This window comes from Brevibacterium sp. LS14, assembly GCF_012027885.1.
Classification (GTDB): domain Bacteria; phylum Actinomycetota; class Actinomycetes; order Actinomycetales; family Brevibacteriaceae; genus Brevibacterium; species Brevibacterium casei.
The window spans coordinates 53756-79380 of record NZ_SJXG01000007.1 but is presented as its reverse complement, the minus strand read 5'-3'; the positions used below and the strand labels follow the sequence as shown (position 1 = coordinate 79380).

Below are 25625 nucleotides of genomic sequence, written 5' to 3'. Positions count from 1 at the left end.
ACGATAGATACATTGAAAAACTGGGAGAGTAAGACGATGGCGTTTTCGCTGGTCAGAGGCTACTTCACCGCTAAGTGACGTGCGTATGATGTGTGCTGCCTCCACACCAGAGTACGGCCTCACGACGTCAACCTACCAACTGCCCGATCGAAGGAAGGATCGGGCATCCGCGACCCGTGCGCACAGGACGCCTTCGCCATCGAAGCAGTCCCGGCCTCCACTTCTCCTTCTCTTGGCCTTCTGTTCGATCAGGTGGTAGTGGGGACCTGAGCGACGCCCGCCGGCCGCCCTGACGAGAGCCGAGGCCCGCCTTCGGCACTTCTCTGATTGAGGGATCCCGGCACCCCCGTTGCACGAGGCTTCTACGACACGGACTTCGCCGGTCCTATCTCAGGATCGTGAGCCACGCGGATGATCCACGGGATCAGTCGCACGAAAACCACCATGACGACCAGCTCGACCAGGGTCTGCGTGACGACCACGAGGGGCGCGAGGTCGAACGCCGCGGGCAGCGCGAGCACCAGCGGCAGCACGACGAGTGAGTTCCGGGTCGCGCCGCTGAACACGATCGCCCGTCTGCCCGGCACGTCGAGGCCCGCGACTCTGCCCGCCAGCATCCCGACCGGCACCATCACGGCGGCGAAGAGGACGTAGACCGGCACCGCGAGGAGCAGAGAGCCGAGCCGCGCGCTCACGCCAGCGATCTGCGAGGCGACGACGACCGCGAGCGTGGCGACCATGAGCGGCACCATCGCGCCCATGACCGCCTGTTCGACCCTGCGCGCGGCGCGCGATCTGGCCGCGGACAGCTGGGTCAGCGCCGCGCCCACGAGGGGCAGGGCGATGATGAGCACGAAGGCCTCGACGAACGGCGCGAACTCCACGGACCCCACGAACTCCGCTCCGACGAACAGCCATAGGTACAGCGGCAGCAGGAGCATTTGGGTGAGCATCAGCAGCGGGGCGGCTGCCAAGAGCTTCTCCTCGTCGCCGCCGGCAAGCCCGGCGAAGACGATCACATAGTCGATGCACGGGGTCAGCAGCACGAACAGCACGCCGACGAGGAGCACCTTGTCGTGGGCCACGATCCCCGACAGCAGCCAGACGACGGCGGGCACCAGCACGAAGTTCACGACGAGGATCGCGGCGAGGAAGCGCCAGTCGCGGAAGGCGTGCCCGATTCTGCCGAACGGGATGCCGAGGAACGTGGCGTAGAGCAGCAGCGCGAGCACTGGGTGGATCGCCAGCTCGGCCGGGTAGGCGACCACGGGCCAGGCCAGCCCGACGACGGCCCCGATCGCCAGCCCCGCGACATAGAGCGCGACCTGGTGCCGCTCCATCCATTCCACGCTCATCTGCATCTGTTCTCCCTCATCACGTGCAAGGGCGGGCAATCCCGCCTACAGAAAAACGTTAGACCTTGAACCCGGGTTGAAGGTCAAGCTAGCGAAGCATAGGCTCGAAGCATGAAGATCTCCGAGGTCGCCGAGCGCAGCGGAGTGCCGGCGAGCACGCTGCGCTACTACGAGCGCCTCGGCTTCCTCGCGGCGCGCCGGAGCCCGAACGGATACCGGGACTTCGACGAGGGCCACCTCGAGCGGCTCGACTTCATCGCTTCAGCCAAGCGGCTCGGACTCGAACTGCCCGAGATCCGCCGCCTCTTGGAGCTCGCCGACACGGGCACCTGCACCGGCGTCAAGGTCGCGCTGCAGCCGCTGCTGGCCGAGCAGATCGCCGCCGTCGAACGGCAGATCAGCATCCTGACCGTACTCCAGGAACAACTGAGCGCGGCGCAGGCCCACGTCGACGACTGCCCGGACAGCGACGAGCAGTGCCGGTCCGAGTGCGCGTTCCGGGCCTTCGCACGGACCGCGCCGGTGCCCCATCAGTAATAGCCAATAGGTCAGCCATTGCTGTATAGTTCAGTGCATGCTGACTATTGCTTCTCGCCTCGACGTCATGAACCGGCTGGGCCGGGCCATGGCGGACCCGACGCGCTCCCGGATCCTGATGACCCTGTTGGACGGGCCGAGCTACCCGGCCGTGCTCTCGCGCGAGCTGGAGCTGACGCGCTCGAACGTGTCGAACCACCTGACCTGTCTTCGTGACTGCGGGATCGTGGTCGCCGAGCCCGAGGGGCGGCAGACGCGCTACGAGATCGCCGACCCGCACCTCGCGGCGGCGCTCACGGCGCTGGTGGACGTGACGCTGGCCGTGGACGAGCACGCGCCGTGCGTGGACGCCGAGTGCACGGTGCCGGGCTGCTGCGGGACTGGAGCGGGCGCGTGAGCGCGGCGTGCGGGTGCGACGAGCCGGAGACCCGGGTCGGCGAGGAGGCCGAGGAGGAGCGGGAGCGCCCGTGGTGGCGTGACCGCGGGATCATGGTCCCGGTGCTCTCCGGCGTCGCCTTCGGCACGGGCCTGGTCCTGGAATGGACGGGGGCGGAGATCCCGTCGCTGGTGGCGTTCTGGATCGGCCTGCTGCTGGGTGCGTCGACGTTCACCCCGGGCGCGGTCCGCAAGCTGTTCAAGGGCAAGCTGGGCATCGGGCTGCTGATGACGATCAGCGCGGTGGGCGCGGTCATCCTCGGCTACGTCGAGGAGGCCGCGGCGCTGGCGTTCTTGTACTCGATCGCCGAGGCGCTGGAGGACAAGGCGATGGACCGCGCCCGCGGCGGGTTGCGGGCGCTGCTCAAGCTGGTCCCGGAGACCGCGACCATCCGGCGGGATGGCGCGTCCGTGGAGGTCGCCGCGAAGGATCTGGCCGTTGGTCAGCTGATGCTCGTGCGTCCGGGTGAGCGGATCGCGACCGACGGGATCGTCCGCACGGGCCGGTCGAGCCTGGACACCTCGGCGATCACCGGGGAGTCGATCCCGGTGGAGGTCGAGCCCGGCGACGCGGTGTCGGCCGGGGCGATCAACACTGCCGGTGCCCTGGAGGTCGAGACGACCGCGGCGGGTACCGACAACTCGCTGACCACGATCGTGGAGCTGGTGGAGCAGGCGCAGGCCGAGAAGGGGGACCGTGCCCGCCTGGCCGACCGCATCGCCCGGCCGCTCGTGCCTGGCGTGCTGATCCTCGCCGCTCTCGTCGCGGTCATCGGCTCGCTGCTGGGCGACCCGGAGCTGTGGATCACCCGCGCCCTCGTGGTGCTCGTCGCCGCGTCGCCGTGCGCGCTGGCGATCTCCGTCCCGCTGACCGTCGTCGCCGCGATCGGCTCGGCGAGCAGATTCGGCGTGATCATCAAATCCGGTGCCGTGTTCGAGCGGTTCGGCGTGATCCGCCACGTCGCCGTCGACAAGACCGGCACCCTCACCCGCAACGAGCCCGCCGTTACCGCCGTCCTCACCGCCGACGGAGTGGACGAGGCGCGGGCATTGGCGTGGGCGGCGTCCCTGGAGCAGCACAGCACCCACCCGCTGGCCGCCGCGATCACCGCCGCCTCGCCCGGAGCCCCCGCCGCCCTGGACGTGACCGAGCAGGCCGGGCACGGCATCGAGGGCACCCTCGACGGGGCCCGGGTCACCGTCGGCAGCCCCCGCTGGCTGGACGCCGGGACGCTCAAGGACCAGGTCGCGGGCTTGGAGGAGCAGGGCATGACCGTCGTGATCGTGCACCGCGACGACGTCCCGGTCGCCGCGATCGGGGTCCGCGACGAGCTGCGCCCCGAGGTCCCCGAGGTGGTCCGCACCCTCGCCGCCCAGGGCGTCGGGGTGACGATGCTCACCGGCGACAACGCCCGCACCGCCCGGGCGCTGGCCGCGCAGGCCGGGATCGAGGACGTCCGCGCCGAGCTGCGTCCCGAGGACAAGGCCGCCGCGATCAGCGAGCTGGGCAGGCACGGCTCGGTCGCGATGATCGGCGACGGCATCAACGACGCCCCCGCCCTGGCCGCCGCGGACATCGGCATCGCGATGGGCGCGACCGGCTCCGACGCCGCGATCGAGTCCGCCGACGTCGCCTTCACCGGCCACGACCTGCGACTCCTCCCGCGCGCGTTCGACCACGCCCGCCGCGGCAGGCACATCATCAACCAGAACATCATCCTGTCCCTGCTGATCATCACCGCGCTGCTGCCGCTGGCGCTGTTCGGCGTGCTCGGCCTCGCAGCGGTGGTGCTGGTGCACGAGATCGCCGAGGTGATAGTGATCCTCAACGGGCTCCGCGCCGCCAGGACGAGGAAGACCGCCTCGTGAACGTGCCGGATGCCGTCGAGACGGCTGACGCCGGCGTCGCGGACGAGAAGGCCCCGCCTCCTCCCACCCGGCGGGCGGTCGGCGCAGCTCTCGCCGTCGGCGCGCTCGGCCTCGCTCTGGACCAGGGGACGAAGGCCCTCGCGGCCGCGCGGCTGACGCCGGGCGAACGGGTCCCGCTGCTCGGCGACTTGTTCGGCCTGTCCCTGGTCTACAACCCCGGGGCCGCGTTCTCGCTCGGCGCGGGATCGACGTGGATCTTCACGGCCGTCGGCGTCCTCGCTTCGGTGGCGGTGGTCGTGTTCGCCGCGCGGCTTCGGGGCTTGCGGTGGGGCCTTGCCCTGGGCATGGTCCTCGGCGGTGCGGTCGGCAACCTCGTCGACCGGCTCGGTAACCCGCCCGCGATCGGTCAAGGGCACGTCACGGACTTCCTCGCCTACGGGAGCCTCTTCGTCGGGAACATCGCGGACGTCTTCGTGGTCGCCGGTGTCGGCCTGGTCTGCCTGAACCTCGCCTCGCCGAGGCCGGGCGAAAATCATCGCGTACGAAATGCCCAGCCGTGATGAAACTGGAACAGCTGAACATCGCCACCCACAGGAGATGTTTCGTCACGAAAGTGCGACCTCGGTCTTCGGAGTCCGGTTCAGTTCTACTTCACCGAGTTCTTGCATCCGGCGGGGCGTATTCGATCGATGCTGGGGCCTACGTGCATTGATCAAGGCGCGTCGAAGCAACACTCATCGCGTGAAGCAGGGCCTCTATCGTTCCAGCTGGCAAACCGGGCAGAGGTGGCTCGATCGGTTCATGATCTTCTTCCGTACTATCTGCGTTCCGCAGCGCTCGCACGGGTGTCGAGCGATCCCATAGCCAGCCAGAAGGTGCACCCCGTAGCCTGCGTCACACAATAGGAGCAATGAATTACGGGAGGTGTGACGAAGGGGTCTGAACTGTTCACCGGCGGATTCACGCCGGCGGGCGTGGTGACGTACAGTGCCTATGTTACGAGAACGGAGCCTCAGGACTTCAGCCTGAGAGGAACGGGCGCAGTCGAGGAAAGAGCCGGCCACAAGCGATCTACGGTCCAGGAAACCTCTGCCATCGACGGATGGACATTACATCCCTGCTGCGAAGACCCAGCTTCGACACCTCATTTTCGTTTGCCATCACATTCGAGCAGGTGGTCAGCGAAGATCCGGGTGATGTCCTCGCCTGTTCGCGCGTCAGCCGCAGCGCAGCTTTGCCGATCTTCTGGACGTGCACGTCGTGCACGACCGAGCCGAGCGCCTAGTCCAAGACCGAGACTCGGATCATTGTCCTGATGAGCGGGCGTCCGTCGCGTCCACTCACCTTCTCGGTACGGGCCGGAAGTCTTCCCCGCCATATTCGCCGCCAGATGATCTTGGCGCTGTAGTTTTGGCGCTCGGCGGTAGTTACGACGTCGAGTCAATCGTCCTCAGATTCCGGCAGAGTCGTGCTCACTCCGTCGTCGCGCTCGGCCGGTCGTCGGCAGAGTGCGCTTGCTCGGCGTCGCAGCAGTCTCCATTGGCCTTCCAGATGGACATAGGACGGCGTCCGGCGAGGGTTCCGAGCAGCAGCGCGACGAACACGGCCGCGACGGACACTCCGGTCACGACGCCGACGTGCCCCTGGACCCAGTCAGACACCGAAGTTGCGACCGCGGCGACGGCATTGGTGCGGCCGAACGCTGAAGCGTCACCGGTGACGGCCGGGTACCAGTACCAGGCCAGGTAGGCCCCGGTGAGGATGAGCACGGCGGCGGTGACCCTGGGGCCATAGCGTGCCAGTGAGGCAATGCGTCGCGAGAGCGCCGTACCGGCAGCGGCAGCGGTGACGGCGACGAGCAGCAGGACGCTCGCGGATCCCGCGGCGTAGACGGCGAAGACGAGGAGCAGGCCGGCGAAGCTGGCTGTGGCCTGCGCCTGCGCGACGACGGCGAGGAACACTCCGAAGGTGCACGACAGCGACGCCGCGGCGTAGCCGACCCCGAAGACGACCATGCGTGCGGTGCTCGGCGGACGCGCCGTGACCCGGCTGGGGATGCCGGGCAGCCGGAGCGAGAACGAGCGACCGGCCAGCATCGCCGCGCCGAACAGGACGAGCACGACGCCGACGGCGAGCCCCAGTGCTGGAGCGGCCTGGATCAGGCTCCGCGCTCCGGCACTCACAGCGATACCCGCCAGCGCCAGCGTGCCTGCGAACCCGATTGTCACGGCGAGGCCTGCCCGCAGCGATCGCAGGAGGCGCACCGGGGCCGGGGAGGATGCGGCGTCGCCCAGCGCGTGGGTGATCCATGCCGGAAGCAGTGCAAGACCGCAGGGGTTGACCGGGGCGATCATTCCGGCAGCGAAGGCGAGGGCAAGGAGTCCACCCATGGCTCAGGCCCCGGCCTTTTCGAGCTCGCCGATGATCGTCTCAGCGTCGGGGTCGGTGGCGCGGAAAGTCACCCGGCCGTCGGAATCGACGATGATGAGCGTGGATAGCGCGGCGACGTCGAATCGCTGGGACAGGGTTGCGCCCTGGTCGATGGCGGCGGGGACGCGTTCAGCCTCGACGTATTTCATGAAGCCTTCGATAGTCTCCTTGGTTTCGCGCGGATCCATGTCGACGGCGAGGAATCCGGCACCGGTGCCGTTCGCTTCCGCGCTGGCGGCGGCCTCGCCGAGGGATCGGACCCCGCCGACGCATTCGCCGCAGCCGACAGAGAAGAAGAACACCGCGGTGGGCTTCCCCGCGGCGGGCAGGCTGACCTGCCTGCCGTCGATGCTGGTCACGGCCGCGGGCGAGCCGACATCGGCTGTGGGCGCGGCGTCGTCAGATTTGCCGCAGGCGGTCAGGACCAGCGGTCCTGCGACCATGAGGCCTGCGAACGAGAGCGCCGCGCGGCGGGTGAGGGGGGGTGGTCATAGGTTCTGGTCTTCCTTCGTGTCGGTGGCATGATCGGAATCAATGGTCGGGCAGCAGTCGTGGCCGGTGCGGTCGCTGCGGGTCCGGCGGTGGGCGGCGGCGAGTACGACGAGCACCACGAGCGCCATGCCGGTGCCTACCACACAGGGGTTGGCGAGGATCCCGCCGAGGCCGGCGAGCACGCCGCCGGCGATGAGCAGCGGCAGACCGCAGCACAGTGCCATGAGGAGCACGACCCCTGCCCCGAGCACCAGGCCGCCGCCGGGTCGGTCGTCGCGTCTGGTCGTCATCGGTGTTCTCGTTTCATTCGGGGCCCGGCTAGCAGCAGCGGTGGCAGCGGTCGGCAGTCTGGGCGTCGGCCCGGAGCCGGTCGAGCAGGTGGGAAGCGAGTTCGATGCCGATCCGATGGGCTTCGATCACCGGCACCGCTTGAGCCCCTGGGTGCTCAGCGAGCCATCCGGCGGCGTCGTCTGCAGATGTAAAGTAGTGCACCTGGTCGCAGAACGAGGAGCGGATCGAGGTGATCTGCTCCGGGTTCACCAGGGACACGACGGCGCTCGCGGGTTCGACGCGGGTGACGCCGGTGGCAGGGTCGACGTTGACGGCGACGACGATCCTCTCGCCGCTGGCCGGGGAGACAGACTCCACGCGGGCCGCCCGGTCGAGGAGGCCAGGGAAGACCAGGGTGTCCAAGGCGCACCAGGTGTAGAGCTCCTGATCGGCCACGGCGAATCGGTGCGGGGTCGGGCGCAGGGTGAGGCCCTGGCCGACGATGCGGCCCTGGTCGTCGTACTCAGTGTCGGGCACGGCGGCCAGTCCGTTGCAGGCCTGCTCAGGGGTGCGGCCGGCGGCGGTGGCGAGCTGCTCGATCGTGACGGGGTCGCCGTCGACGAGCAGCCGCAGCAGCGGGACCAGCAGGCCGGGGTCGAGGCCGGTCTCCTCGGGCCTGTTGAGCCGATCGGGCAGTTGCGTGCTGAGGTCGGACATTTCGGTTTCCTCCATTTCTGAGTTCGGGCAGGTGCTGCTTCCGGGTCGGGTCAGGCGCAGCAGGACAGCTTCGAGACGTCGGCGGTGAAGGCCTTGGCGGCGATCCGGATGCCCTCGGCCATGGTCAGGTACGGGGCCCAGGCGTCGGCGACCTCCGCGACGCTCTTGCCGAGCACGTGGACTCCGGCAGCGGCGAGCTCTCCGGCGTCCTTGGCAACGGCGGTGAGGCCGAGGATCTCTCCGGTGTCCGCGTCGGCGACCATCTTGATGAACCCGCGGGTGTCCCGGTTCACCAGCGCGCGGGGCACGTACTCCAGCGGCAGCACCCGGCAGTCGCAGCGGATGCCTGCGTCGAGGACCTGCTTCTCGGTCATGCCGACCGCGCCGATGGCAGGCCCGGTGAACGTCACACGCGGCAACCGGGCATAGTCCACCGACCTCTCGGCGTCGGCGAAGGCGTTCTCGGCGACCAGAGTGCCGTGGTGGGCGGCGACGTAGACGAATTCGGGGTGCCCGGTCACGTCGCCGGCGGCCCAGATCCGGGGGTTCGAGGACTGCAGCTGGTCGGAGACCACGATCTGCCCGGATTCGCCGGTCTTGACCTCCACCGCCTCAGGGTTCAAGGCATCGGTCACGGGCCGGCGGCCGAGCGCGACCAGGAGCTGGTCGGCGCGGAACTCCTGCGAACCGCCGGACACGTCGGCGGCCACGATGACCTTCCCGTCGGCGCTGCGAGCGACGCTGGTCGGGACCGCTCGGCGGACCACCCGGATGCCCTCGTCGGCGAAGACCTCGGCCAGCGCCTTGGACACCTCCGGCTCCTCCTTCGAGGCCAGCCGGGAGCGCACCAGGAGGGTGACATTCGATCCGAGGCGGGCGAACAGCTGGGCCTGCTCCAGCGCCACGTATCCGCCGCCGAGCACCAGCAGCGACTCGGGGACCTCGGTCAGCTCCATCGCCGTCGTGGAGGTCAGGTACCCGGCCTCCTCCAGCCCGTCGATCGGCGGGGCCCAGGGATGTGAGCCTGTGGCGACCAGGTACTGGGCGGCCTCGATCGTCTCGACAGCGCCCTCGGCAGACCTGACCTCGAGGACCGGAGCTTCAGGGGTGCCGGCGAACGCGGCTTCGCCCTGCCGTACGTGCCAGCCGTACGACTTGGCGACGTCCACGTACTTCTCACCCCGCAAGCCCTCGACGAGGTCCTGCTTCCCGCCAATCAGCGTCGGCATGTCCACCGGTCCCGCGGCCGTGGCGATGCCGGGGAACCGCTGCGAGGCGTCTACGGCAACATGCCGGGCATCAGCGGCGGCGATGAGCGCCTTCGACGGCACGCAGCCGGTGTTCACGCACGTGCCGCCGAAGGTCCCGCGCTCGATCATCGCCACCGACTTGCCGAGCGTGGTCGCGCGGATGGCGGCGGCGAACGCGCCGCCTCCGGATCCGATGATGGCGAGGTCGTACTTGGTAGGCATCGCTGCTCCTGTCAGTCCTTGGATTTCTGCTCCGTCTCAGCCATACTGGACCTTCCAGTACAGGGGAAGGTCAAGCGCGGCCGCGACACGGATGGAGGAGGCCATGAGGATCGGGGAATTCGCCGAGGCGGCCGGCACCACGGCGAAGACGCTGAGGTTCTACGAAGAGCAGGGGCTGCTCCCCCCGCCCGACAGGACGTCGTCGGGGTACCGCGACTACCCGCCGGACGCAATCGCGCGCGTCGACTTCGTCCACCGCGGCCAGGCTGCCGGCCTCACGCTCGCCCAGATCCGCCAGATTGTGGACATCCGCGACGCCGGCCACGCCCCGTGCGCCCACGTCCGAGACCTGCTCGACGCGCGCCTGCGCGACATCGAGCAGCAGATCGCCCAGCTCACCGCCTTGCGCGACACCATCGCCAACCTCCGGGACGACGCGGCGCACCCCGAGCCCGAGACCTGCAGCGCGGACCAGGTCTGCCGGTACGTATAGACAAGAGAGCCGCGACCGGCGAATCCGACAGACCGCTGTTCCAGGGCGCACGACGATGCGCAGTGGCGCAACGATGCTGCCCCCTTCAGGGATGGCGGCAGGGACGATGGCCAGAGGAGCCGTTCTGGCATCGACATCTCGGTTTGGTCGATTGGCGAGCACCACGTCAGGACACGAGGACAGACCGGTTCAGAAGGGCCGGATCTGTTCACTCGGGACTCGCCGAGCTAGCAGAGCTGACCGCGGTCCACCATCCACGGCGATGAGACTCGCTATATATCTATGTACAGCGGATCGAGCCGAACCCCACTGCGACCGCGGTCCGCCTGCAACTCGAGAGACGACCTCTCGACTAGCGTTTCCGCTGGCAGAGCGGGCAAGAATAGCTCGACCCGTTCATCAACTTCTCCCGCACGATCGGCGTCCCGCAGCGCCTGCAGGGCCGGCCGGCACGACCGTAGGCGTTCAGGCTGCGGGCAAAATACCCGCTGCTGCCGGCCACGTCGACATAGTGAGAATCGAACGAGGTGCCGCCCTGGGCGAGTGCAGCCGTCATGACGTCTCGCGCAGCCTCGATTACCGCCGAGATCCTGGACCTGCTCAACGACGCTGCCGGTGTCTCCCCGTGCACCTTGGCAGCCCACAGCGCCTCGTCGGCATAGATGTTCCCGATGCCTGACACCACCGTCTGATCCAGCAGTACGCGCTTTATGCCCGTGCGCTTACTCTTGATCACCGCAACTACCCCCGGCTGGTCGAACAGCGGATCGAAGGGATCCCTCGCGATATGGGCGATCGGCGACGGGAGCACTGCTCCGCCCTCGTCGTACATCAGATGCCCGAACGTGCGCTGGTCATCGAACCGCAGATCGTGGCCGCCGTCGGTGAAGGTGAACCGCGCGCGCTCGTGCGCACCGACTGCAGCATCGGGGGACGTGATGAGCATCTGCCCGCTCATCCCCAGGTGCGCGAGCAGCGCGTCGTCGCCGTCCAAGATCAGCCACAGGTACTTGCCGCGGCGGGCGGTCCCCGTGATCGTCGCACCGACCAACCGCGCAGCCAGATCATTCGGGCCACCCACATGACGGCGCGCCGAACGAGGATGCCGGACAACAGCCGAGGCGATCGCCCGTCCGCGGACATGTTCGTCGAGTCCCCGGCGCACGACCTCGACCTCAGGAAGTTCAGGCACGGGTAGCACCTCGCATGATCCGGGACCCGGAGTTACGGCGGTGCGCTACTGAACAGGTAGGACCGTCGAATTGCTTGCCCCGTGCCTGGTCAGACTGCGGTATAGGTGGTCTACGCCCGACCGGTGCCCGGCACAGCCAATCGCGACCTTTGTGTCTGCGACTTGCTTCGACCCGCTCTACGTCAATGTCGAAGCGGCCGGACTCCCCGTTGACGTTGACATAGAGCGAGTCGAAGCTCGTCCCGCCCACGGCCAGGGCATCGCCCATGACGGTCGTCGCCGATTCGAGGACGGCGGCCAGGCGGGAGCGTCGTGTCCTTGCCGGCAGCGCGAGCGGATGGACACCGGCCCGGAAGAGCGCTTCGTCGGCGTAGATGTTGCCGATCCCGCTGACGAGCGTCTGGTCGAGCAGGGCCGCCTTGATCGGTGTGCGCTTGCGCGCGAGCGCATCGACCGTGGCGTCGATGTCGAAGGCGTCCTCGAGTGGGTCGGGTGCGATGTGGATCGCCGAGGCGGGCACGAGCCGACCGTGGGAGGCGACGAGGCCCTGCACGCTGAGATGGCCGAAGATCCGCTGGTCGACGAACCTCAGGTCATAGCGTTCCTCACCGCGTTCGAGGCGGAGCACGGCACGCGTGTGCCGGTGCGTCTCATCGGCGGCGAGGTGGACGCGCAGCTGACCGCTCATGCCGAGGTGGATGAGCAGCCCGGCATCCCCGTCGAGGGTGAGCCACATGAACTTACCGCGTCGCTCTGCCCCGGTAATGGACGCCCCGGTCACGCGTTCGGCGAACGCGGCGGCGGTGGCCTCGTCGATGCGACGCGCCGAGGTGGTCCCGAGGATGCGGGGGTCGACCACCTCGGCGGCGGTGACCCGGGCACCCGCGGTCCATTCGTCGACGCCGCGGCGGACGCTTTCGACCTCGGGGAGTTCGGGCACGGTGCCGGGTCCGACCTGCGCGTCAGCGCTGGTAGTCGGGGTAGAGCGTCCGGATGGCCTTGACGGCGACCTCGGCGGCGGCCGCCTCGGCGGACTTCTTCGACGATCCGTCTCCCGAACCCCAGCCGTTGTCGCCGAGGCGGGCGGTGGCGGTGAAGATCATTGCGTGGTCGGGGCCGGTCGAGGTGATCTCGTAGCTCACGGGGCCGAGTCCGAGGTCGGCGGCGGCCTCCTGGAGCGTCGTCTTGTAGTCCATGCCGGCGCCGAGGTTGACGGCGTCGGCGAGCATTCCGTCGATGAGACGGTGGACGAACGCGAACGCGACCTCCCGGCCGGAGGAGACGAAAGTGGCGCCGATGAGGGCTTCGACGGTGTCGGCGAGGATCGAGTCCTTGTTCCGGCCGCCGGTGAGCTCCTCGCCCTTGCCGAGCAGGATGTGCTGACCGATGTCGTGACGGCGGGCGATCTGCGCCAGCGCCCTCGTGTTGACGACGGCCGAGCGCATCTTCGCCAGCTGACCCTCCGGCAGGTCCGGGTTGTCGTAGTAGAGCGACTCCGTGGCGACGAGGCCGAGCACCGAGTCGCCGAGGAACTCGAGGCGCTCGTTCGTCGGAATGCCGCCGGCCTCGAAGGCGTAGGAGCGGTGGGTGAGCGCTAGACGAAGAGTCTCGGGATCGATGTCGATCCCGAGACTCTTCTGCAGTTCTGCTGTGGTATCAGTGTCCACAGGTCAGGCGTCAGCGACCTTGCGTCCCTTGTACTCAAGGAACAGCGGGGTGCCGGCTGCGTCTTCGACGACCTTGGCCTGGTGGGGGCGCGAGTACACAACGCGACCGTTCTCCACAGTCTTGACCAGGTTCGGAGCCTGAGCCTTCCACTGCGAACGACGGTGGCGGGTGTTGCTGCGCGACATCTTACGCTTGGGAACAGCCACGTCTAGCTCTCTTTCTTCTCATCCAACAAGTTCTTCAGCTGCGAGAACGGCGAATCGGATTCGCTGTCGTCCTCCTCGATGTCCTCACCGAGGGTGTAGGAGAACTCCTCGCTTCCGTCCTGGGAAGGACTGAAGGGCAGAGCCATCACGACAGCGTCTCTGATCGCGGGTTCGAGGTCGAGCTGATCGCGATTGATGACGTAGGAGTCCTCGTCGCCATCGGCCTGCTCATAGACGTACATCTCGTTGATGTCGACATCTATGGGCAGCTCGATCTCGTCGAGAGTCCTTGCATCCTCGCCGCGGGCCACGGTCGAGACCGTACCCGTCACGTAGATCCCCTCGGAAACGCTCTCGAACATGAGCTCGAGATTCATCGGCGTTCCTTCGGCGACCCCGATCACTTCGATCTTGAGATCCGCCGGAGCCGGCACCGTGGCATTGACACGTTCCCACTCACCCGGATGACCGAGCAATCCCATGGATCGGAGATCGTAGACGAACTCTGACCGCTTCTTCATGCTCTCTCCTCCGTATGCGAATGAGATGCCGCTCCTGCGTTCACACGCGACTCACTATTCTAATCAACGCGGGCCACCATTGCCAATCGTCGCCTCATCCCCGCCGAGGTGTTCCTCGTCACCCCTGACCCTCACCACTTCTCGTGGCTGTTGCGCCAGGTCACCCCTCCGGCGAGGAGGAGCAGCGCCCCGGAGATCGTGAAGACGATGCCGGAGCCCGCGACGATCGTGAGCACCGAGGCGAGCGAGGGGATCGCGACCTGGCTCAGCCGGTTGCCGGCCAGCCGGATCGAGAGCACCGCCGCCCGGTTCGCCGGATCGGAGAGGGTCGAGACCCACGTCATCGTCAGCGGCTGGGTGAGCCCGAAGCAGAAGCCCGCGATCGCCAGGAGGATCGCCAGCGTCCACGTCTGAGTGAGGATCGGGATGAGGATAACGCAGACGCCCGCCGTCGCCGAGGCGGTCCACAGCAGCGAGAGACTCCCCCACCGGTTCGCGAGCATCCCGATGATCATCCGCGAGATCACCGAGGCGAAGGTCCGCAGGGCGAGCAGCCACGTCACCGTCGTCACGCTCAGCCCGTTCTCCTGCCCGATGAGCGGCAGGTAGGCGGTCATGAGGTCGACGGCGGCCAGGGTCGCCATCGACGCGAGGATCGCCGGCTTCATCCCCCGGATCCGCAGCAGCGCCCACGGGGTGCGGACGGTTTCGGCCGCCTCGGCGCGGGAGACGTGAGGGGTCCGCCCGCGGAGCATGACGATAACGGCGGCGATGAGGGTGAGCGCCGAGAAAGCCGTCATGAACCACAGGGCGCCGACGATGTGCGGGGAGCCCCCGGTGGCGTCGGCGATCATTCCGGCCAGGGGCAGGCCGATCGTCTGCCCGATCGAGACGCCCAGGGTGAGGTGTCCGAACTTCGCCGTCAGCCGGGAAGCCGGGAAGCTCTGCGGGATGAGCGCCTGGGAGGCGACGGTCGTGAGCAGCTGCCCGAAACCGAGACTCATCGTCGCGACGAGGAGCACGCCGAGGTTGGGCGCGACGGCGGCGAGCGCGACGGGCGCGATCGAAAGGACGGTGCCGACCCAAAGCACCGCGGTCGCGTATCCGCGGTCGACGAGGCGGCCGACGAAGAGCGCGGTGAGCAGAGGGACGAGCGAATAGCACGCGGTCATGAGACCGAGGACGACTCCGGTCCCGCCGAGTTCGAGGGTGCGGTAGGAGATGAGGACGCGCACACCGTTGTACGTCGCGTGCGCGAGGACAGTGTGGATGACGAGGCCCGTGAACCAGGCCCGAGAGGAGGAAGGAGTCGCGGCCATGCCTTACGTGTCGGCGCTCAGCGCCGCGAGCACGGGCTCGGGCACGAGGCCCGTGATGTCGCCGCCGTGCCTGTGCACCTCTTTGATGAGGGAGGAGGAGACGTGTTCGAACTCGGGGTTGCCGGGGACGAAGATCGTCTCGAGGTCGGTGAGGTGCTTGTTCATCAGCGCCATCGGCAGCTCGTAGGCGAAGTCCGTGCCCGAGCGCAGACCCTTGACGACGGCGGGGGCACCGATCTTGGCGCAGTAGTCGACGAGGAGGCCACCGGGGACGACGTCGATGGAGATGTTCTCGGCATCCCGGGTGCGTTCGTCGGCGGCGAGCGAGGCGCGGATGAGATCGGCCCGGGTCTCGGGGTCGAAGCGGCCGGACTTCGAGGGATTGTGGACGACGGCGACGACGACCTCGTCGAAGAGCTTCGCCGCACGGGCGATGATGTCGAGATGACCCATGGTGATCGGGTCATAGGATCCGGGACTGACGACCTTCATGGCCTCATCGTATCCCGCGCCGTACGCTTGGCCCGGTCGGTCCGCTTGCCGAGCACTCGGCTGAAGCTATGGTGCAGCCATGAGTTGTTTCGACACTGGCTCCCGAGTGATGGTCGGCGGACTCTCCCGGCAGCGACTGCTTGCCGCACTCGATTCTGCGGAGGTGCGCCTGAACGACCACGCACGCGTGCTCATCGCCGGACCGGCATTCGACCGCCGTGACCCCGAACCCATCAGAGTGATCACGCGCAGCCTCTCGACCCTCGGGCTTCCTTCCGGAGGCACCCTGCGCCAGATCTTCTCAACCGCAGAAAGCCGAGGGCTTCACCCCTGCCCACCCGACAGCGGCCCGTACCTGAGACTTGCTTGGCTCTCCCAACCGCAGTCGCATGACTCGGTCCAGTCCACCGGGCGCGCGCCGGCCGGGGCCGTGACGATCGCCTCGGAGCCGATCGACGAGACGTTTGCAACGCCCAAGGGGTTCTATCTTCGCCTCGTCGATGGCCAAGCATGGCTGCGCGCTTATCGATGTGACGAGGCGTTCGAGTTCTCAGCCGATGACGTCTTCGCATTCCGAGCCGATTCATATCGGTGTCCAGCGGCGTTCGAATCGGTCAGGACCCGGTCGGTCCGCTTGCCGTTCAGTCCGGGTGGCCCCGCTGCTCCTTGAGCGCCGACCACCCGTGCCAGGCAGCGGCGACGACGACCATGGCCCCGAAGAGGATGAGCGAGCTGAAGCTCTGAACCATCATTGCGAGCCGCGCCGACTCCCGTCCTCCCGCGGCGGCGAAGACCATCATGCTGCCGATCGAGAGGACGGCGGCGACGAGACCGACAAGGGCCACCCACGCCACCCGCAGCACATGCGAATGCTCCCACCGCAAGCGGGCGGCGAGGAGGCCGAGCCCGAATGCGGAGGCTGCCGCGGAGGCCGCGAAGATCAGCCCAAACCACGTGAGCACTCCCCCGTAGACGTGGACGAAGAACTCGGTGAGGACGACGACGAGGACCATGGCCACGAGCACCGTGACGACCGCTTCGCGCACGAGCGCCCAGTAGCGCGCGGCGAACGAGCGCCCGAGAGGATCCATGCCCAGATCGTATCGCCGCCCGCCGGCGGTCGGCGCACAAGGGTCGCTCACTCTCGCAAGCTCGCCCACTGGTCGTCAACACCGGACTCGCGTCCGTCCCCGCGGACGACGACGGCGTCGGGCTCGGAGGCGGGATTGTGGAGGCGGGCGACCGCCTCGGCGGAGATCCGGCCGATGATCGCCACCGCCTCGGACTCGTCTCCGGCGGCGATCACCTCGGCGAGGCGACGGTGGATGTCGATGAGGTCGCACCTGACCTCGTAGCCGGCCGGATCGGACAGCGACAAGAGCCGCGTGTGGACCATCGAGGCCTTCATCATTGCCCGCAGCCGCGGCGACCCGGAGCACGCGACGATCGCATGGTGGAAGTCGAGGTCGGCGTCGCCGATGGTGCGGGCGGTGTTGTCCTCGATCGCCTTTTCGAGCGCGCTGAGCGCCTCGTCGATGAGCACGGTCGACCGTCTGCCCCGGATGATCATGCGCGCTGCCTGGACCTCGATGGCCTCGCGGACGGCGTAGACGTCGTCGATGTCGTCAGGTCCCATCCGCTTGACCCATGCGCCCCGGCCTGGAGCATGGCTGATGCTGCCCTCGCTGACGAGCCGCTGCAGCGCCTCACGCAGCGAGGGCCGGGAGACTCCGAGGAGTTCGGCCGTGCGGACCTCGCTGATCGACTGCCCGGGAAGCAGACTGCCCCGGTAGATTGCGTTACGGATCTCCTCGGCGACGAGGTCGATCGTCGACGAGCGCACGACTCTGCGGAGCACGGGAAGTTCCGAGGTGTGCGGATCGCTCATGTCACGAGCATATAACGTTGTCTGACAGTGTGACATCACGACTGTAAGAGGATTGAATGGGGCGATGAGACGCACGTCACCCAGTGCGCCGATGCTCACCGAAAGGACCCGCAATGAAATCCCTGAAAGGACTCGCAGCCGCGACCTCGATCCTCGCGCTCACCTTCACCCTCGGTGCCTGCAGCGGAGGAGGCTCAGACAAGAGCACCCTGCAGCAGGCCATCGACGACGGGAAGATCACGGTCGGCTTCGCCGGTGAGGCCCCGTACAGCTTCGAGGAGGGCGGGGAGCTCCAGGGCGCGAGCGTCGCGCTCGCCAAGGAGGTCTTCAAGAACCTCGGGGTCGACAACGTCGAAGGCGTCAACACGGAGTTCGGCTCCCTCATCCCCGGGCTCAACGCCGAGCGCTTCGATGCGATCTCCGCGGGCATGTCGATCCTCCCCGACCGCTGTGAGCAGGCGGCCTTCGGCAACCCCGAGTTCATGTACACCACTGCCCTGATGACGAAGAAGGGCGAGAACGAGGGGATGAAGAACCTCGACGAAGTCAAGGAGAAGGGCCTCAAACTCGCGACCATGACCGGTGCCGTCGAATCCGACTACGCGGAATCGCTCGGCATCGATTCGCAGAAGGTCGGGACTCCGCAGGACGGCATGGACGCCGTAACCACTGGACGCGCCGACGCCTTCGCACTCACCGGCATCTCACTCAACTGGATGGCGAAGAACACGCCTGACGCCGATGTCGCGGTGAGCGAGTCGTTCGTCCAGGAGATCGACGGGGTCCCCCAGGTCGGCGCCGGTGCCACGGTCTTCCGCACCGACGACACCGAACTCCGCGACGCCTGGAACAAGGAGCTCGACAAGATCGTCGGCGATGAGAAGGCCTACCTCGACATCGTCGGCGACTACGGCTTCACGAAGGAGGAGCGGCCCGACGGGTCGATCACGACCGATCAGCTGTGCAAGGGCGAGCTGCCGACCGCTGACTCCTGAGTCGCAGCGCTTCCCGCACTCATGACCGACAAGCTCAGTGCGCTCCAGGGTTTCCTCCCACAGGTGTGGGAGGGAATCCAGGTCACGCTCATTCTCACTCTCGCCGGTGCCGCAGGTGCGCTGGTCATCGCGATCGTCCTCGGACTCGCAATGACCTCCTCGCACGCGTGGCTGCGGATCCCTGCCCGGATCATCGTCGAGTTCTTCCGCGGCACGTCCCTGCTCGTCCAGCTCTTCTGGCTCGTGTTCGTCCTCCCGCTCTTCGGACTCCAGCTCGACCCGATGGCGTGCGGCATCGGTGCGCTGGCCCTCAACTACGGTGCCTATTCCGCCGAGGTGGTCCGGTCCTCGATCGCGACCGTGCCCAAGGGCCAGTGGGAGGCGGCGATCGCGCTCAGTCTCTCCCCGGCCCGCCGGATGCTGCGCGTGATCTTCCCGCAGGCGTGGGCGCTGATGATCCCCTCGCTCGCGACCCTGTTCATCCAGCTGCTCAAGGGCACTGCCGTCGTCTCCTTCATCACGCTCTCCGACCTCACGGACAAGATCGGGCAGCTGCGCATGGCGACGAACGACACGTTCTTCGCCTACTCCGTCGGACTGCTCATCTACTTCGTCATCGCCTGGCTCATCCAGGAGTTCATGAACCTCCTGGAGCGCCGCGCGGTCAAGAGGCTGGGCAGACGCCGTCCCGGTTCGCGCAACGACCGTCGGAGGGCCCGGCGCGATGCCCGTGTCGGCTCGACCGAGGTGACCGGCCCGCGCACGGCCGCCGGTCAGTCCACGGGCAACGTCGGATACGGACAGCCGCTGTGATGTGGAACTGGGAGTTCGCCGCCGAGGCGCTGCCGATCCTGCTCCGCGGCTTCGTCAACACGCTCATCGCCACAGTCGTCGGCACGATCATCGCCGCGATTCTCGGCCTCATCCTCGCCATCGCTATCCGCGGGCTGCCGCGATGGATCAACTGGGTCGTCCGGCTCTTCGTCGCGTTCGTCCGCAACACCCCGCTCGTCGTCCAGCTCGTCTTCGTCTACACCGCGTTCTCGGAGATCCCAGGGCTCGTCGACATCCCGGCGCTCGTCGTCGGCTCCGGGGTCATCGGCGTCCACTATGCGACGTACATGTCCGAGAGCTACCGTGCCGGCATCGACGCGGTGCCGCCGGGACAGCGCGAGGCCGCCATCGCCCTCTCCCTGCCCCCGGTGCGCACCTTCACCGCGGTCATCCTCCCGCAGGCGCTGCGGGCGACGATCCCCTCGCTCGGCAACTACGCGGTCGCGATGTTCAAGGACACCCCGTTCCTCTTCGCGCTCTCCGTCGTCGAACTTGTCACCTCGGCGCAGCAGTTCGGGGCGTCGAAGTTCGCGTACACGGAGGCGTTCACCCTGGCCGGACTCATCTTCCTCGCCGCCAGCTACCCCACCTCCCTCCTCATCCAACGATTGGAGCGGCGCCTTGCCACCTACTGAGAACACCCCGTCCCCGCACAACGACACCGCGCCGGCGATCGAGTTCAGGGACGTCGAGAAGCGGTTCGGGAAGACGACGGTGCTCGAGAACCTCAACTTCACCGTCGCTCCCGGTGAGCGGGTCACCCTCATCGGACCGAGCGGTTCGGGCAAGACGACGATCCTTCGGCTCGTCATGACGCTCGAGGAGCTCACGGGCGGATACATCTACATCGACGGCATGCCGCTGACCTTCGAGGAGAGGGACGGCAAGCGCGTCGAGCTGCCGAGGAAGACGACTCGTGAGATGACGACGCGCATCGGCATGGTCTTCCAGCAGTTCAACCTCTTCCCCAACATGACCGTGCTCGAGAACATCATCGAAGCCCCGATCCACGTCCTGGGGAAGTCGAAGGACGAGGCGATCGCAGATGCCCGGTCGCTGCTCGACCGCGTCGGGCTGAGCGAGAAGGCCGACGAGCACCCGACCCGGCTCTCCGGCGGTCAGCAGCAGCGGGTGGCGATCGCCCGGGCGCTGGCGATGAGCCCGGAGATCCTCCTCCTCGACGAGGTCACCTCGGCCCTCGACCCCGAACTCGTCGGCGACGTCCTCGCGGTGCTGCGCGACATCGCCGAGACCACGGACATCACCATGCTCCTCGTCACCCACGAGATGCAGTTCGCGCGCGAGGTCTCCGATCGGGTGATGATGTTCGACAGCGGCCGCGTTCTCGAGGAGGGCCCGCCCGACCTCATCTTCAACGACCCGAGCCACGAACGCACGAGGTCGTTCCTCTCGAGCGTGCTCTGAGCCGCTTCGACGGTGCTCTGAGCCGCTTCGACGGTGCTCTGAGTGCTTCGACGCGGTGATCCGACAAAAACGCGGTCTGCTCACCGCGTATTTGTCGGATCACCGCGTCGATGGCGCGAAGTCGGGATCCACGCGTCCACGGGGGCACGCCGGCGCTCGGCTGCGAGGACCGAGCGCCGGCGCCGGTTCTGCACCATGAGTACGACGGCGATGATCACACACGCGAGCGCGCCCGCGGTGAAGACGTCGGCGAGCCACGCCCAGTGGACGACGTACTGGTCGGAGAACTCCCACGGCCCGTCATCGCCGGCGATCTCCCATGAGGTCTGCAGCGACTGGCTGCACGTCACTCCCGCGGGGAACTGCTGCATCCACGTCGTGAAGCCGGTGACCTCGAAGCCCGCCGGCGGTTCGGCGCAACCCTCTGCCCCGCTGCGATGGTCGACGATCTGATACTGCAGCCACAGGAGGACGCGCGACCCGACGAAGAGCACCGGCACGAGCAGCAGGTAGAGCCACGTCGAGCGCAGCCAGCTGCCGCCTCGCGTCATGAAGCCGCCCCGCCGTCGGCCGCGTCCTCAACGCCCGGATCCTCGTCGCCCGCATCCTCGTCGCCCGGGTCCTCGACGGCGAGCTGGACGAAGTGGAGGGCGGTCTCGCCGAAGGTCTTCGAGCGGAAGACCTCGAGCCCGTCCGGCATCGTCGGCTCCGGTGCCCGGGAGGAGCGTTCGACGACGACGATCGACTCCTCGTCGAGGTGGCTGCGCAGGCGGCTGAGCACCTGGGTCACCGCGTCCTCGCCGAGCGGGTAGGGCGGGTCCATGAAGACGAGGTCGAAGACCCGGGACTCCGGATGGTCCGGGTCGGGGAGGTTCCCGAGGAACTGGAGGACGTCTCCGCTGGTCACCGACGCCGAATGCCCGATGCCGAGCTTGTCGGCGTTCGCTTCGATCGCCCGGGCCGAGGCGAGCGAGGAGTCGACGAAGACGACCTGCGCGGCCCCGCGCGACATCGCTTCGAACCCGAGTCCCCCGGATCCGGCGAAGAGGTCGAGGACATTGGCGGCTTGGAGCACCCCGTAGCCCTCGAGCATCGAGAACAGCGACTCCTTGACCCGGTCCGAGGTGGGTCTCGTCCCGGTGCCGCCCGGTGTGACGAGCTTCGACCCCTTGTGCGCTCCTGCGATGATCCTCATCAGCTCCTCCTCTCAGCTCGCCTCGATGAAGTGGGCGTTGTCCGCGGGCAGCACCCGCTGCCGCAGCACCTGCAGGGCCGGCAGCAGTTCGAAGGTCGGATCGCGGTCGACGATGTGCTCGGCTTCGACCCGTGCCGCCTCGAGGATCTCCGTGTCCCGGAGCACCGAGAGGTGCTTGAGCGAGGATCCGCCCCACTGCGAGGCGCCGAGCACATCGCCCTCTCCCCGGTTGTCGAGATCGTACTCAGCGAGGGCGAACCCGTCGAGGGTGCTCGCCACCGCCTGCAGGCGCTCGAAGCTCTCATCGGCCTCGGGACGCTCGGTGAGGAGGAAGCACATCGCCTCCGAGCCGTCACGGCCGACCCGTCCGCGCAGCTGGTGGAGCTGGGCGACGCCGAAGCGCTCCGCCTCGGCGACGAGCATGATCGTCGCCCGGGGCACGTCGACGCCGACCTCGATGACCGTCGTCGAGACGAGGATGTCGATGTCGCCGATGGTGAACGCGTGCATCACCCGGTCCTTCTCCTCCGTCGACATCCGCCCGTGGAGGAGGCCGAAGCGCAGCCCCTGGAGATGCGGGGACCGCTGGAGCTTCTCGATGAAGTCCTCGATGCTCTCCCGCTGACCGATGACGTCGCCGCTCTCGGGATCGACGATGTCGCTGCGTTCGATCCGGGGGAAGACGGCGAACGTCCCCCGTCCCGCCTCAGCGGCCTTCTGGACACGGGCGAGAGCCCGCGGCAGCCAGTCCTTGTGGTCCTCGATCGAGACGGCGAAGGTCGAGATGTGCTTGATCCCTGCGGGCATCTCCCCCAGCGTCGAGACGTCGAGGTCGGCGAAGACCGTCATCGCCACCGTCCGCGGGATCGGGGTCGCGGACATGACGAGGGTGTGGGGCACCGTGATCCCGCCCTTGGCGCGCAGGGCCTCGCGCTGCTCGACGCCGAACCGGTGCTGCTCGTCGACGACGATGAGACCGAGGTTGTCGAACATCGTCGAGTCCGAGAGGAGTGCGTGCGTGCCGACGACGATGTCGATCTGCCCGGTCGCGAGATCGAGGGCGAGCTGTTTGCGCTCCCGGGCCGGCATCGACCCGGTGAGGAGGGCCACCCGGACCTGGTCGTCACCGGAGAGCAGCGGGGAGAGGGCCATCTGGTCGCCGAGGAGCTTCTGGATCGATGCGAAGTGCTGGGAGGCGAGCACCTCGGTGGGGGCGAGCATCGCCGCCTGCGCCCCGGAGTCGACGGCCATGAGCATCGCCCGCAGCGCGACGACGGTCTTGCCGGAGCCGACGTCGCCGTGGAGGAGCCGGTGCATCGCCGTGGTCTTCGCGAGGTCCCCGGCGATCTCCTTGCCGACCCGGACCTGGGAGGAGGTGAGCGCGAACGGCAGGTCGGCGTCGAAGCGGCGGCTGCGCTCCCCGACCTCGAGCAGCGGGGTCGCGACGAACTTCTCGTACTCGGTGCGCCGGGAGACGATCTCGGTCTGCAGGGCCAGCGCTTCCTCCCACTTCCACCGCAGTCTCGCCCGCTCGGTCTCCTCAGTCGTCGACGGCCTGTGCATCGCGTTGAGTGCCTGCCGCAGGTCCGGCAGATCGTACTTCTCCCGCACATCGCGCGGCAGCGGATCGGCGAACTCGGCGGGGTCGGCGACGTCGAGGAGGACCTTGATCGCCTTCCACAGCCTCGTCTGCGCGATCCCCTGCACCCGCGGGTAGACGGGGAACGGCGAGTTGAGGTCCTCAGGCGTCCACTTCGTGTCGTGCTCGTCGCGGTTGAGCCACACCGGGGAGTTCAGCGTCAGCTGTCCCCGGAACTGCTCGACCTTGCCGGCGAAGACGACGACGAGTCCGGGGGTCAGCTGCGCGTCGAGCCATTTCTGGTTGAAGAACGCGATCTTCATCGACTGCCGCCCGTCGTGGACGATGACGTCGGTGATCGTGCCCTTGCGCTGCCGCATCCCGCGGGTCTCCACGGAGACCACCTCGGCCTGGATGATCGCCGTCTCCCCGAGCGGCAGGTCGCCGAGCGGCGTCTTCTCGCCGGGGACGAGGAAGCGCCGGGGGAAGAACCGGAAGAGCTCGCCCACCGAGGTGATCCCGCGCTTGCGCAGGGCACCGAGGTCGCGTTTGGAGAAGTAGTCCTCAAGTCGTGCGCTCATTCGACTCCCATGATGAGCAGGGTCGCCCGGTCCCGCGAGTCGATCTCCTGAAGGCGCACGTGCTCGTGGGACTTCGTGAGCCACCCGCGCAGGTGCGCGAGCACCTCGGTGTCGCAGCCGGGTCCGTGGACGACGGTGAGCAGCTCCCCACCGGCGCCGAGGAGGCGGTCGGCGAGCTTCTCGACGAGGTCCGACAGCTCCGTGCTCTGCGACTTCGCCTTCCCGTCGATGACGACCCGGTAGAACTGCGACGCCGAGGCGGCCGTCCGGTCGGACTCCACCGTGTCCTCCTCGACGACGGACAGCGCTCCCGTGGGCGGGTTGAGCGCAAGCTGTTCAGCGGAGACGATCGTGCCCACGCGCGTCCCGGCCGCCGCATCGGTCATGTCGGCGACGATCTCGACCGTCGGGGCGAACGGGTCGTAGACGGCGAGCGCCGAGAGCAGGGTCGCGACATTGCGCGAACGGATGAGGTGGGCGCCGTCCGTGCCGGTCAGGGCAGTGAGCGTCGTCGAGGAGGCGGGGACGACGATGACGTCGCGCTCCTCTGAGGCGATGACCTCGGCGACCGCCTCGGCGATGGGATTCGACTCACCCCGACCAGTACTCGGCACGCCCCGACCCGGCGCGGCGGCAGGGGCGGCTGCGGCGAGGACTGCCGGGTCGAGGACCGTCGCCCCGTTGAGGGCGCAGTGGAGGAGGAGCCCGGTGCCGCCGACGAGGGCGATGAGCTTCGTCTCCCCCGCCTCCTCGTGGAGGCGCAGGTCCTCCATGTCGAGGCGGGCGATGCCGTAGTCGGTGAGAAGGTCGAGGGCCCGCGCGGCGCCGGTCTCGTCGGCGACGTGGACGTGGACCTTGGGCCCGTTGAGGACGATCGAGGTTCCGCCGAGGCGATCGAGCGCCCCGGCGAGCCCGACACCTGGGACGGTGCCGAGGGTGGCGACGATCTCGAGCTCCTCGGCTCGGGCCTCGTGGACGATGCGCGGGGTCTTCGCGACCTCCCCGAGCATCGATGCCTGGCCGGTGCGACCGGTGACGGTCGCGTAGAGGAGGTCGAAGAGTTCGACGATGCCGGTTGAGCCGGCATCGACGACGTCGGCCTCGCGGAGGACAGTGAGCTGCGCCGTCGTCTCCCGCAGCGCCTCACGGGAGCGCTGGCGCACCGCGGAGATGAGGTCGACGAGGGCGGCGCCGGCGTCGGCCTGTTCGCGGGCTTCGGTCGCCATCGCGTCGAGGACGGTGAGCATCGTCCCGTCGACGGGGCGGGCGACGGCCTGCCGGGCCCGGTGGGAGGCGAGTTCGAGGGCGGAGGCGAGCGCCTCCGGGGTCGCGACCGTCACTCCCTCGAGGGCGTCAGCGACCCCTTGGAGGGCGACGGAGAGGATGAGTCCCGAGTTGCCGCGGGCCCCGCGCGCGGCCCCGGCGGCCATCGCGGCGACGACCTGGGGCAGCGTCACGGGACCGGAGAGCTCCTCGACGGCGAGGTAGGCCGCGCGCAGCGTGTGGTACATGTTCGTGCCGGTGTCGCCGTCGGGGACGGGAAAGACGTTGAGCTCGTCGATCTCCGCGCGCTCACGGCGGAGACGATCGACCGCTCGCCGCGCCCATCTGGCGGCCAGGCGACCGTTGAGCCCGATGGCCGGATTGGGTCCCACGTCCG

At 68.2% G+C, this 25625-nt stretch carries 29 protein-coding genes; 9 read left to right on the top strand and 20 right to left on the bottom strand.

The annotated features are described in order from the left end of the window. Positions 1-362 precede the first annotated feature (362 nt). Positions 363-1361 (bottom strand): bile acid:sodium symporter, encoded by a 999-nt coding sequence (locus tag EZE58_RS00400; RefSeq protein ID WP_167559564.1) that lies wholly within the window; start codon positions 1359-1361, stop codon positions 363-365. A gap of 105 nt (positions 1362-1466) precedes the next feature. Between EZE58_RS00400 and EZE58_RS00395 the strand changes: the two genes are divergently transcribed. From EZE58_RS00395 to lspA, 4 genes are read left to right on the top strand one after another with little or no spacing between them, the layout of a single operon-like run. Further along, positions 1467-1892 carry a MerR family transcriptional regulator gene (locus EZE58_RS00395; protein WP_009378303.1) on the top strand — a complete coding sequence of 142 codons (426 nt, stop codon included), beginning with the start codon at positions 1467-1469 and terminating at the stop codon, positions 1890-1892. A 37-nt stretch (positions 1893-1929) separates the two neighbouring features. Further along, positions 1930-2289, top strand: a complete 360-nt coding sequence (locus tag EZE58_RS00390) for a metalloregulator ArsR/SmtB family transcription factor (RefSeq protein WP_007633539.1) — start codon at positions 1930-1932, stop codon at positions 2287-2289. Then, the gene (locus EZE58_RS00385; protein WP_171007022.1) at positions 2286-4196 is read left to right on the top strand and encodes a cation-translocating P-type ATPase; all 1911 of its coding nucleotides are present in this window, start codon (positions 2286-2288) and stop codon (positions 4194-4196) included. The genes EZE58_RS00390 and EZE58_RS00385 overlap by 4 nt, the downstream gene beginning before the upstream one ends. Then, positions 4193-4756, top strand: a complete 564-nt coding sequence (gene lspA, locus EZE58_RS00380; protein WP_009378298.1) for a signal peptidase II — start codon at positions 4193-4195, stop codon at positions 4754-4756. The genes EZE58_RS00385 and lspA overlap by 4 nt, the downstream gene beginning before the upstream one ends. A gap of 195 nt (positions 4757-4951) precedes the next feature. On the opposite strand, the gene EZE58_RS17285 is transcribed toward lspA, so the two are convergent. The 6 genes from EZE58_RS17285 to merA form a co-directional block, all read right to left on the bottom strand. Next, positions 4952-5077, bottom strand: coding sequence for a zinc finger domain-containing protein (locus EZE58_RS17285; RefSeq protein WP_223289965.1), 126 nt, complete (start codon positions 5075-5077; stop codon positions 4952-4954). Positions 5078-5668: 591 nt separating this feature from the next. After that, a complete protein-coding gene (locus EZE58_RS00370; RefSeq protein WP_009378292.1) occupies positions 5669-6586 on the bottom strand; it encodes a cytochrome c biogenesis protein CcdA in 918 nt (305 codons plus the stop codon). 3 nt (positions 6587-6589) lie between these two features. Next, on the bottom strand, positions 6590-7069 hold the full coding sequence (locus EZE58_RS00365) for a redoxin family protein (RefSeq protein WP_009378285.1): 480 nt from the start codon (positions 7067-7069) through the stop codon (positions 6590-6592). Between the two features lie 45 nt (positions 7070-7114). After that, positions 7115-7408, bottom strand: coding sequence for a hypothetical protein (locus EZE58_RS00360; RefSeq protein WP_009378284.1), 294 nt, complete (start codon positions 7406-7408; stop codon positions 7115-7117). 28 nt (positions 7409-7436) lie between these two features. After that, positions 7437-8105 carry an organomercurial lyase MerB gene (gene merB, locus EZE58_RS00355; protein WP_009378283.1) on the bottom strand — a complete coding sequence of 223 codons (669 nt, stop codon included), beginning with the start codon at positions 8103-8105 and terminating at the stop codon, positions 7437-7439. Positions 8106-8155: 50 nt separating this feature from the next. Next, positions 8156-9577 (bottom strand): mercury(II) reductase, encoded by a 1422-nt coding sequence (gene merA / locus EZE58_RS00350; protein ID WP_009378282.1) that lies wholly within the window; start codon positions 9575-9577, stop codon positions 8156-8158. Positions 9578-9680: 103 nt separating this feature from the next. Here merA and EZE58_RS00345 point away from each other — a divergent pair, with 103 nt between their 5' ends. Beyond that, complete coding sequence (locus EZE58_RS00345; protein ID WP_009378277.1) at positions 9681-10070, top strand: heavy metal-responsive transcriptional regulator; 390 nt, start codon at positions 9681-9683, stop codon at positions 10068-10070. A 352-nt stretch (positions 10071-10422) separates the two neighbouring features. On the opposite strand, the gene mutM (EZE58_RS00340) is transcribed toward EZE58_RS00345, so the two are convergent. From mutM (EZE58_RS00340) to EZE58_RS00300, 9 genes are all read right to left on the bottom strand, one after another. Beyond that, positions 10423-11262, bottom strand: coding sequence for a bifunctional DNA-formamidopyrimidine glycosylase/DNA-(apurinic or apyrimidinic site) lyase (gene mutM, locus EZE58_RS00340; protein ID WP_040341752.1), 840 nt, complete (start codon positions 11260-11262; stop codon positions 10423-10425). Continuing rightward, the gene (gene mutM / locus EZE58_RS00335; RefSeq protein ID WP_167559562.1) at positions 11255-12202 is read right to left on the bottom strand and encodes a bifunctional DNA-formamidopyrimidine glycosylase/DNA-(apurinic or apyrimidinic site) lyase; all 948 of its coding nucleotides are present in this window, start codon (positions 12200-12202) and stop codon (positions 11255-11257) included. The genes mutM (EZE58_RS00340) and mutM (EZE58_RS00335) overlap by 8 nt, the downstream gene beginning before the upstream one ends. A gap of 22 nt (positions 12203-12224) precedes the next feature. Then, positions 12225-12929 carry a ribonuclease III gene (gene rnc, locus EZE58_RS00330; protein ID WP_009378269.1) on the bottom strand — a complete coding sequence of 235 codons (705 nt, stop codon included), beginning with the start codon at positions 12927-12929 and terminating at the stop codon, positions 12225-12227. Between the two features lie 3 nt (positions 12930-12932). Beyond that, positions 12933-13136, bottom strand: coding sequence for a 50S ribosomal protein L32 (rpmF, locus tag EZE58_RS00325; protein ID WP_063249041.1), 204 nt, complete (start codon positions 13134-13136; stop codon positions 12933-12935). Positions 13137-13138: 2 nt separating this feature from the next. Continuing rightward, a complete protein-coding gene (locus EZE58_RS00320) occupies positions 13139-13657 on the bottom strand; it encodes a YceD family protein (protein ID WP_009378265.1) in 519 nt (172 codons plus the stop codon). 131 nt (positions 13658-13788) lie between these two features. Then, positions 13789-14976, bottom strand: coding sequence for an MFS transporter (locus EZE58_RS00315; protein ID WP_009378263.1), 1188 nt, complete (start codon positions 14974-14976; stop codon positions 13789-13791). Between the two features lie 3 nt (positions 14977-14979). After that, on the bottom strand, positions 14980-15468 hold the full coding sequence (coaD, locus tag EZE58_RS00310; protein WP_009378261.1) for a pantetheine-phosphate adenylyltransferase: 489 nt from the start codon (positions 15466-15468) through the stop codon (positions 14980-14982). 641 nt (positions 15469-16109) lie between these two features. Continuing rightward, positions 16110-16559 (bottom strand): hypothetical protein, encoded by a 450-nt coding sequence (locus EZE58_RS00305; RefSeq protein WP_095375932.1) that lies wholly within the window; start codon positions 16557-16559, stop codon positions 16110-16112. 47 nt (positions 16560-16606) lie between these two features. Continuing rightward, positions 16607-17356 (bottom strand): GntR family transcriptional regulator, encoded by a 750-nt coding sequence (locus EZE58_RS00300; RefSeq protein ID WP_167559560.1) that lies wholly within the window; start codon positions 17354-17356, stop codon positions 16607-16609. Between the two features lie 113 nt (positions 17357-17469). Between EZE58_RS00300 and EZE58_RS00295 the strand changes: the two genes are divergently transcribed. The 4 genes from EZE58_RS00295 to ehuA are packed head-to-tail and all read left to right on the top strand — an operon-like array spanning position 17470 to position 20610. Beyond that, complete coding sequence (locus EZE58_RS00295) at positions 17470-18351, top strand: transporter substrate-binding domain-containing protein (RefSeq protein ID WP_009378249.1); 882 nt, start codon at positions 17470-17472, stop codon at positions 18349-18351. A gap of 21 nt (positions 18352-18372) precedes the next feature. Further along, positions 18373-19164: an ectoine/hydroxyectoine ABC transporter permease subunit EhuC gene (gene ehuC / locus EZE58_RS00290; protein ID WP_063249045.1), complete on the top strand. Its 792-nt coding sequence runs from the start codon at positions 18373-18375 to the stop codon at positions 19162-19164. After that, positions 19164-19820 (top strand): ectoine/hydroxyectoine ABC transporter permease subunit EhuD, encoded by a 657-nt coding sequence (gene ehuD, locus EZE58_RS00285; protein WP_063249046.1) that lies wholly within the window; start codon positions 19164-19166, stop codon positions 19818-19820. Before ehuC ends, ehuD begins: the two co-directional genes overlap by 1 nt. Then, entirely contained in the window at positions 19807-20610 is an 804-nt protein-coding gene (ehuA, locus tag EZE58_RS00280) for an ectoine/hydroxyectoine ABC transporter ATP-binding protein EhuA (RefSeq protein ID WP_095375936.1), read from the top strand. The genes ehuD and ehuA overlap by 14 nt, the downstream gene beginning before the upstream one ends. An 80-nt stretch (positions 20611-20690) precedes the next feature. On the opposite strand, the gene EZE58_RS00275 is transcribed toward ehuA, so the two are convergent. From EZE58_RS00275 to EZE58_RS00260, 4 genes are read right to left on the bottom strand one after another with little or no spacing between them, the layout of a single operon-like run. Then, positions 20691-21161 (bottom strand): hypothetical protein, encoded by a 471-nt coding sequence (locus EZE58_RS00275; RefSeq protein WP_095375937.1) that lies wholly within the window; start codon positions 21159-21161, stop codon positions 20691-20693. Continuing rightward, positions 21158-21805, bottom strand: a complete 648-nt coding sequence (rsmD, locus tag EZE58_RS00270; protein WP_095375938.1) for a 16S rRNA (guanine(966)-N(2))-methyltransferase RsmD — start codon at positions 21803-21805, stop codon at positions 21158-21160. Before rsmD ends, EZE58_RS00275 begins: the two co-directional genes overlap by 4 nt. Before the next feature lie 12 nt (positions 21806-21817). Beyond that, the gene (locus tag EZE58_RS00265) at positions 21818-23965 is read right to left on the bottom strand and encodes an ATP-dependent DNA helicase RecG (RefSeq protein WP_167559558.1); all 2148 of its coding nucleotides are present in this window, start codon (positions 23963-23965) and stop codon (positions 21818-21820) included. Then, positions 23962-25620 carry a DAK2 domain-containing protein gene (locus tag EZE58_RS00260; protein WP_346773165.1) on the bottom strand — a complete coding sequence of 553 codons (1659 nt, stop codon included), beginning with the start codon at positions 25618-25620 and terminating at the stop codon, positions 23962-23964. The genes EZE58_RS00265 and EZE58_RS00260 overlap by 4 nt, the downstream gene beginning before the upstream one ends. Positions 25621-25625: the final 5 nt, after the last annotated feature.

Coding starts and splice junctions, on each gene's coding strand:
- merA (WP_009378282.1), bottom strand. CDS start 9,577: ATGCCTACCAAGTACGACCTCGCCATCATCGGATCCGGAGGCGGCGCG.
- ehuC (WP_063249045.1), top strand. CDS start 18,373: ATGACCGACAAGCTCAGTGCGCTCCAGGGTTTCCTCCCACAGGTGTGG.
- rsmD (WP_095375938.1), bottom strand. CDS start 21,805: ATGAGGATCATCGCAGGAGCGCACAAGGGGTCGAAGCTCGTCACACCG.
- EZE58_RS00390 (WP_007633539.1), top strand. CDS start 1,930: ATGCTGACTATTGCTTCTCGCCTCGACGTCATGAACCGGCTGGGCCGG.
- EZE58_RS00360 (WP_009378284.1), bottom strand. CDS start 7,408: ATGACGACCAGACGCGACGACCGACCCGGCGGCGGCCTGGTGCTCGGG.
- EZE58_RS00295 (WP_009378249.1), top strand. CDS start 17,470: ATGAAATCCCTGAAAGGACTCGCAGCCGCGACCTCGATCCTCGCGCTC.
- EZE58_RS00345 (WP_009378277.1), top strand. CDS start 9,681: ATGAGGATCGGGGAATTCGCCGAGGCGGCCGGCACCACGGCGAAGACG.
- EZE58_RS00365 (WP_009378285.1), bottom strand. CDS start 7,069: ATGGTCGCAGGACCGCTGGTCCTGACCGCCTGCGGCAAATCTGACGAC.
- EZE58_RS00315 (WP_009378263.1), bottom strand. CDS start 14,976: ATGGCCGCGACTCCTTCCTCCTCTCGGGCCTGGTTCACGGGCCTCGTC.
- EZE58_RS00400 (WP_167559564.1), bottom strand. CDS start 1,361: ATGCAGATGAGCGTGGAATGGATGGAGCGGCACCAGGTCGCGCTCTAT.
- merB (WP_009378283.1), bottom strand. CDS start 8,105: ATGTCCGACCTCAGCACGCAACTGCCCGATCGGCTCAACAGGCCCGAG.
- EZE58_RS00305 (WP_095375932.1), bottom strand. CDS start 16,559: ATGGATCCTCTCGGGCGCTCGTTCGCCGCGCGCTACTGGGCGCTCGTG.
- EZE58_RS00275 (WP_095375937.1), bottom strand. CDS start 21,161: ATGACGCGAGGCGGCAGCTGGCTGCGCTCGACGTGGCTCTACCTGCTG.
- EZE58_RS00265 (WP_167559558.1), bottom strand. CDS start 23,965: ATGAGCGCACGACTTGAGGACTACTTCTCCAAACGCGACCTCGGTGCC.
- EZE58_RS00300 (WP_167559560.1), bottom strand. CDS start 17,356: ATGAGCGATCCGCACACCTCGGAACTTCCCGTGCTCCGCAGAGTCGTG.
- EZE58_RS00370 (WP_009378292.1), bottom strand. CDS start 6,586: ATGGGTGGACTCCTTGCCCTCGCCTTCGCTGCCGGAATGATCGCCCCG.
- ehuD (WP_063249046.1), top strand. CDS start 19,164: ATGTGGAACTGGGAGTTCGCCGCCGAGGCGCTGCCGATCCTGCTCCGC.
- coaD (WP_009378261.1), bottom strand. CDS start 15,468: ATGAAGGTCGTCAGTCCCGGATCCTATGACCCGATCACCATGGGTCAT.
- EZE58_RS00395 (WP_009378303.1), top strand. CDS start 1,467: ATGAAGATCTCCGAGGTCGCCGAGCGCAGCGGAGTGCCGGCGAGCACG.
- EZE58_RS00320 (WP_009378265.1), bottom strand. CDS start 13,657: ATGAAGAAGCGGTCAGAGTTCGTCTACGATCTCCGATCCATGGGATTG.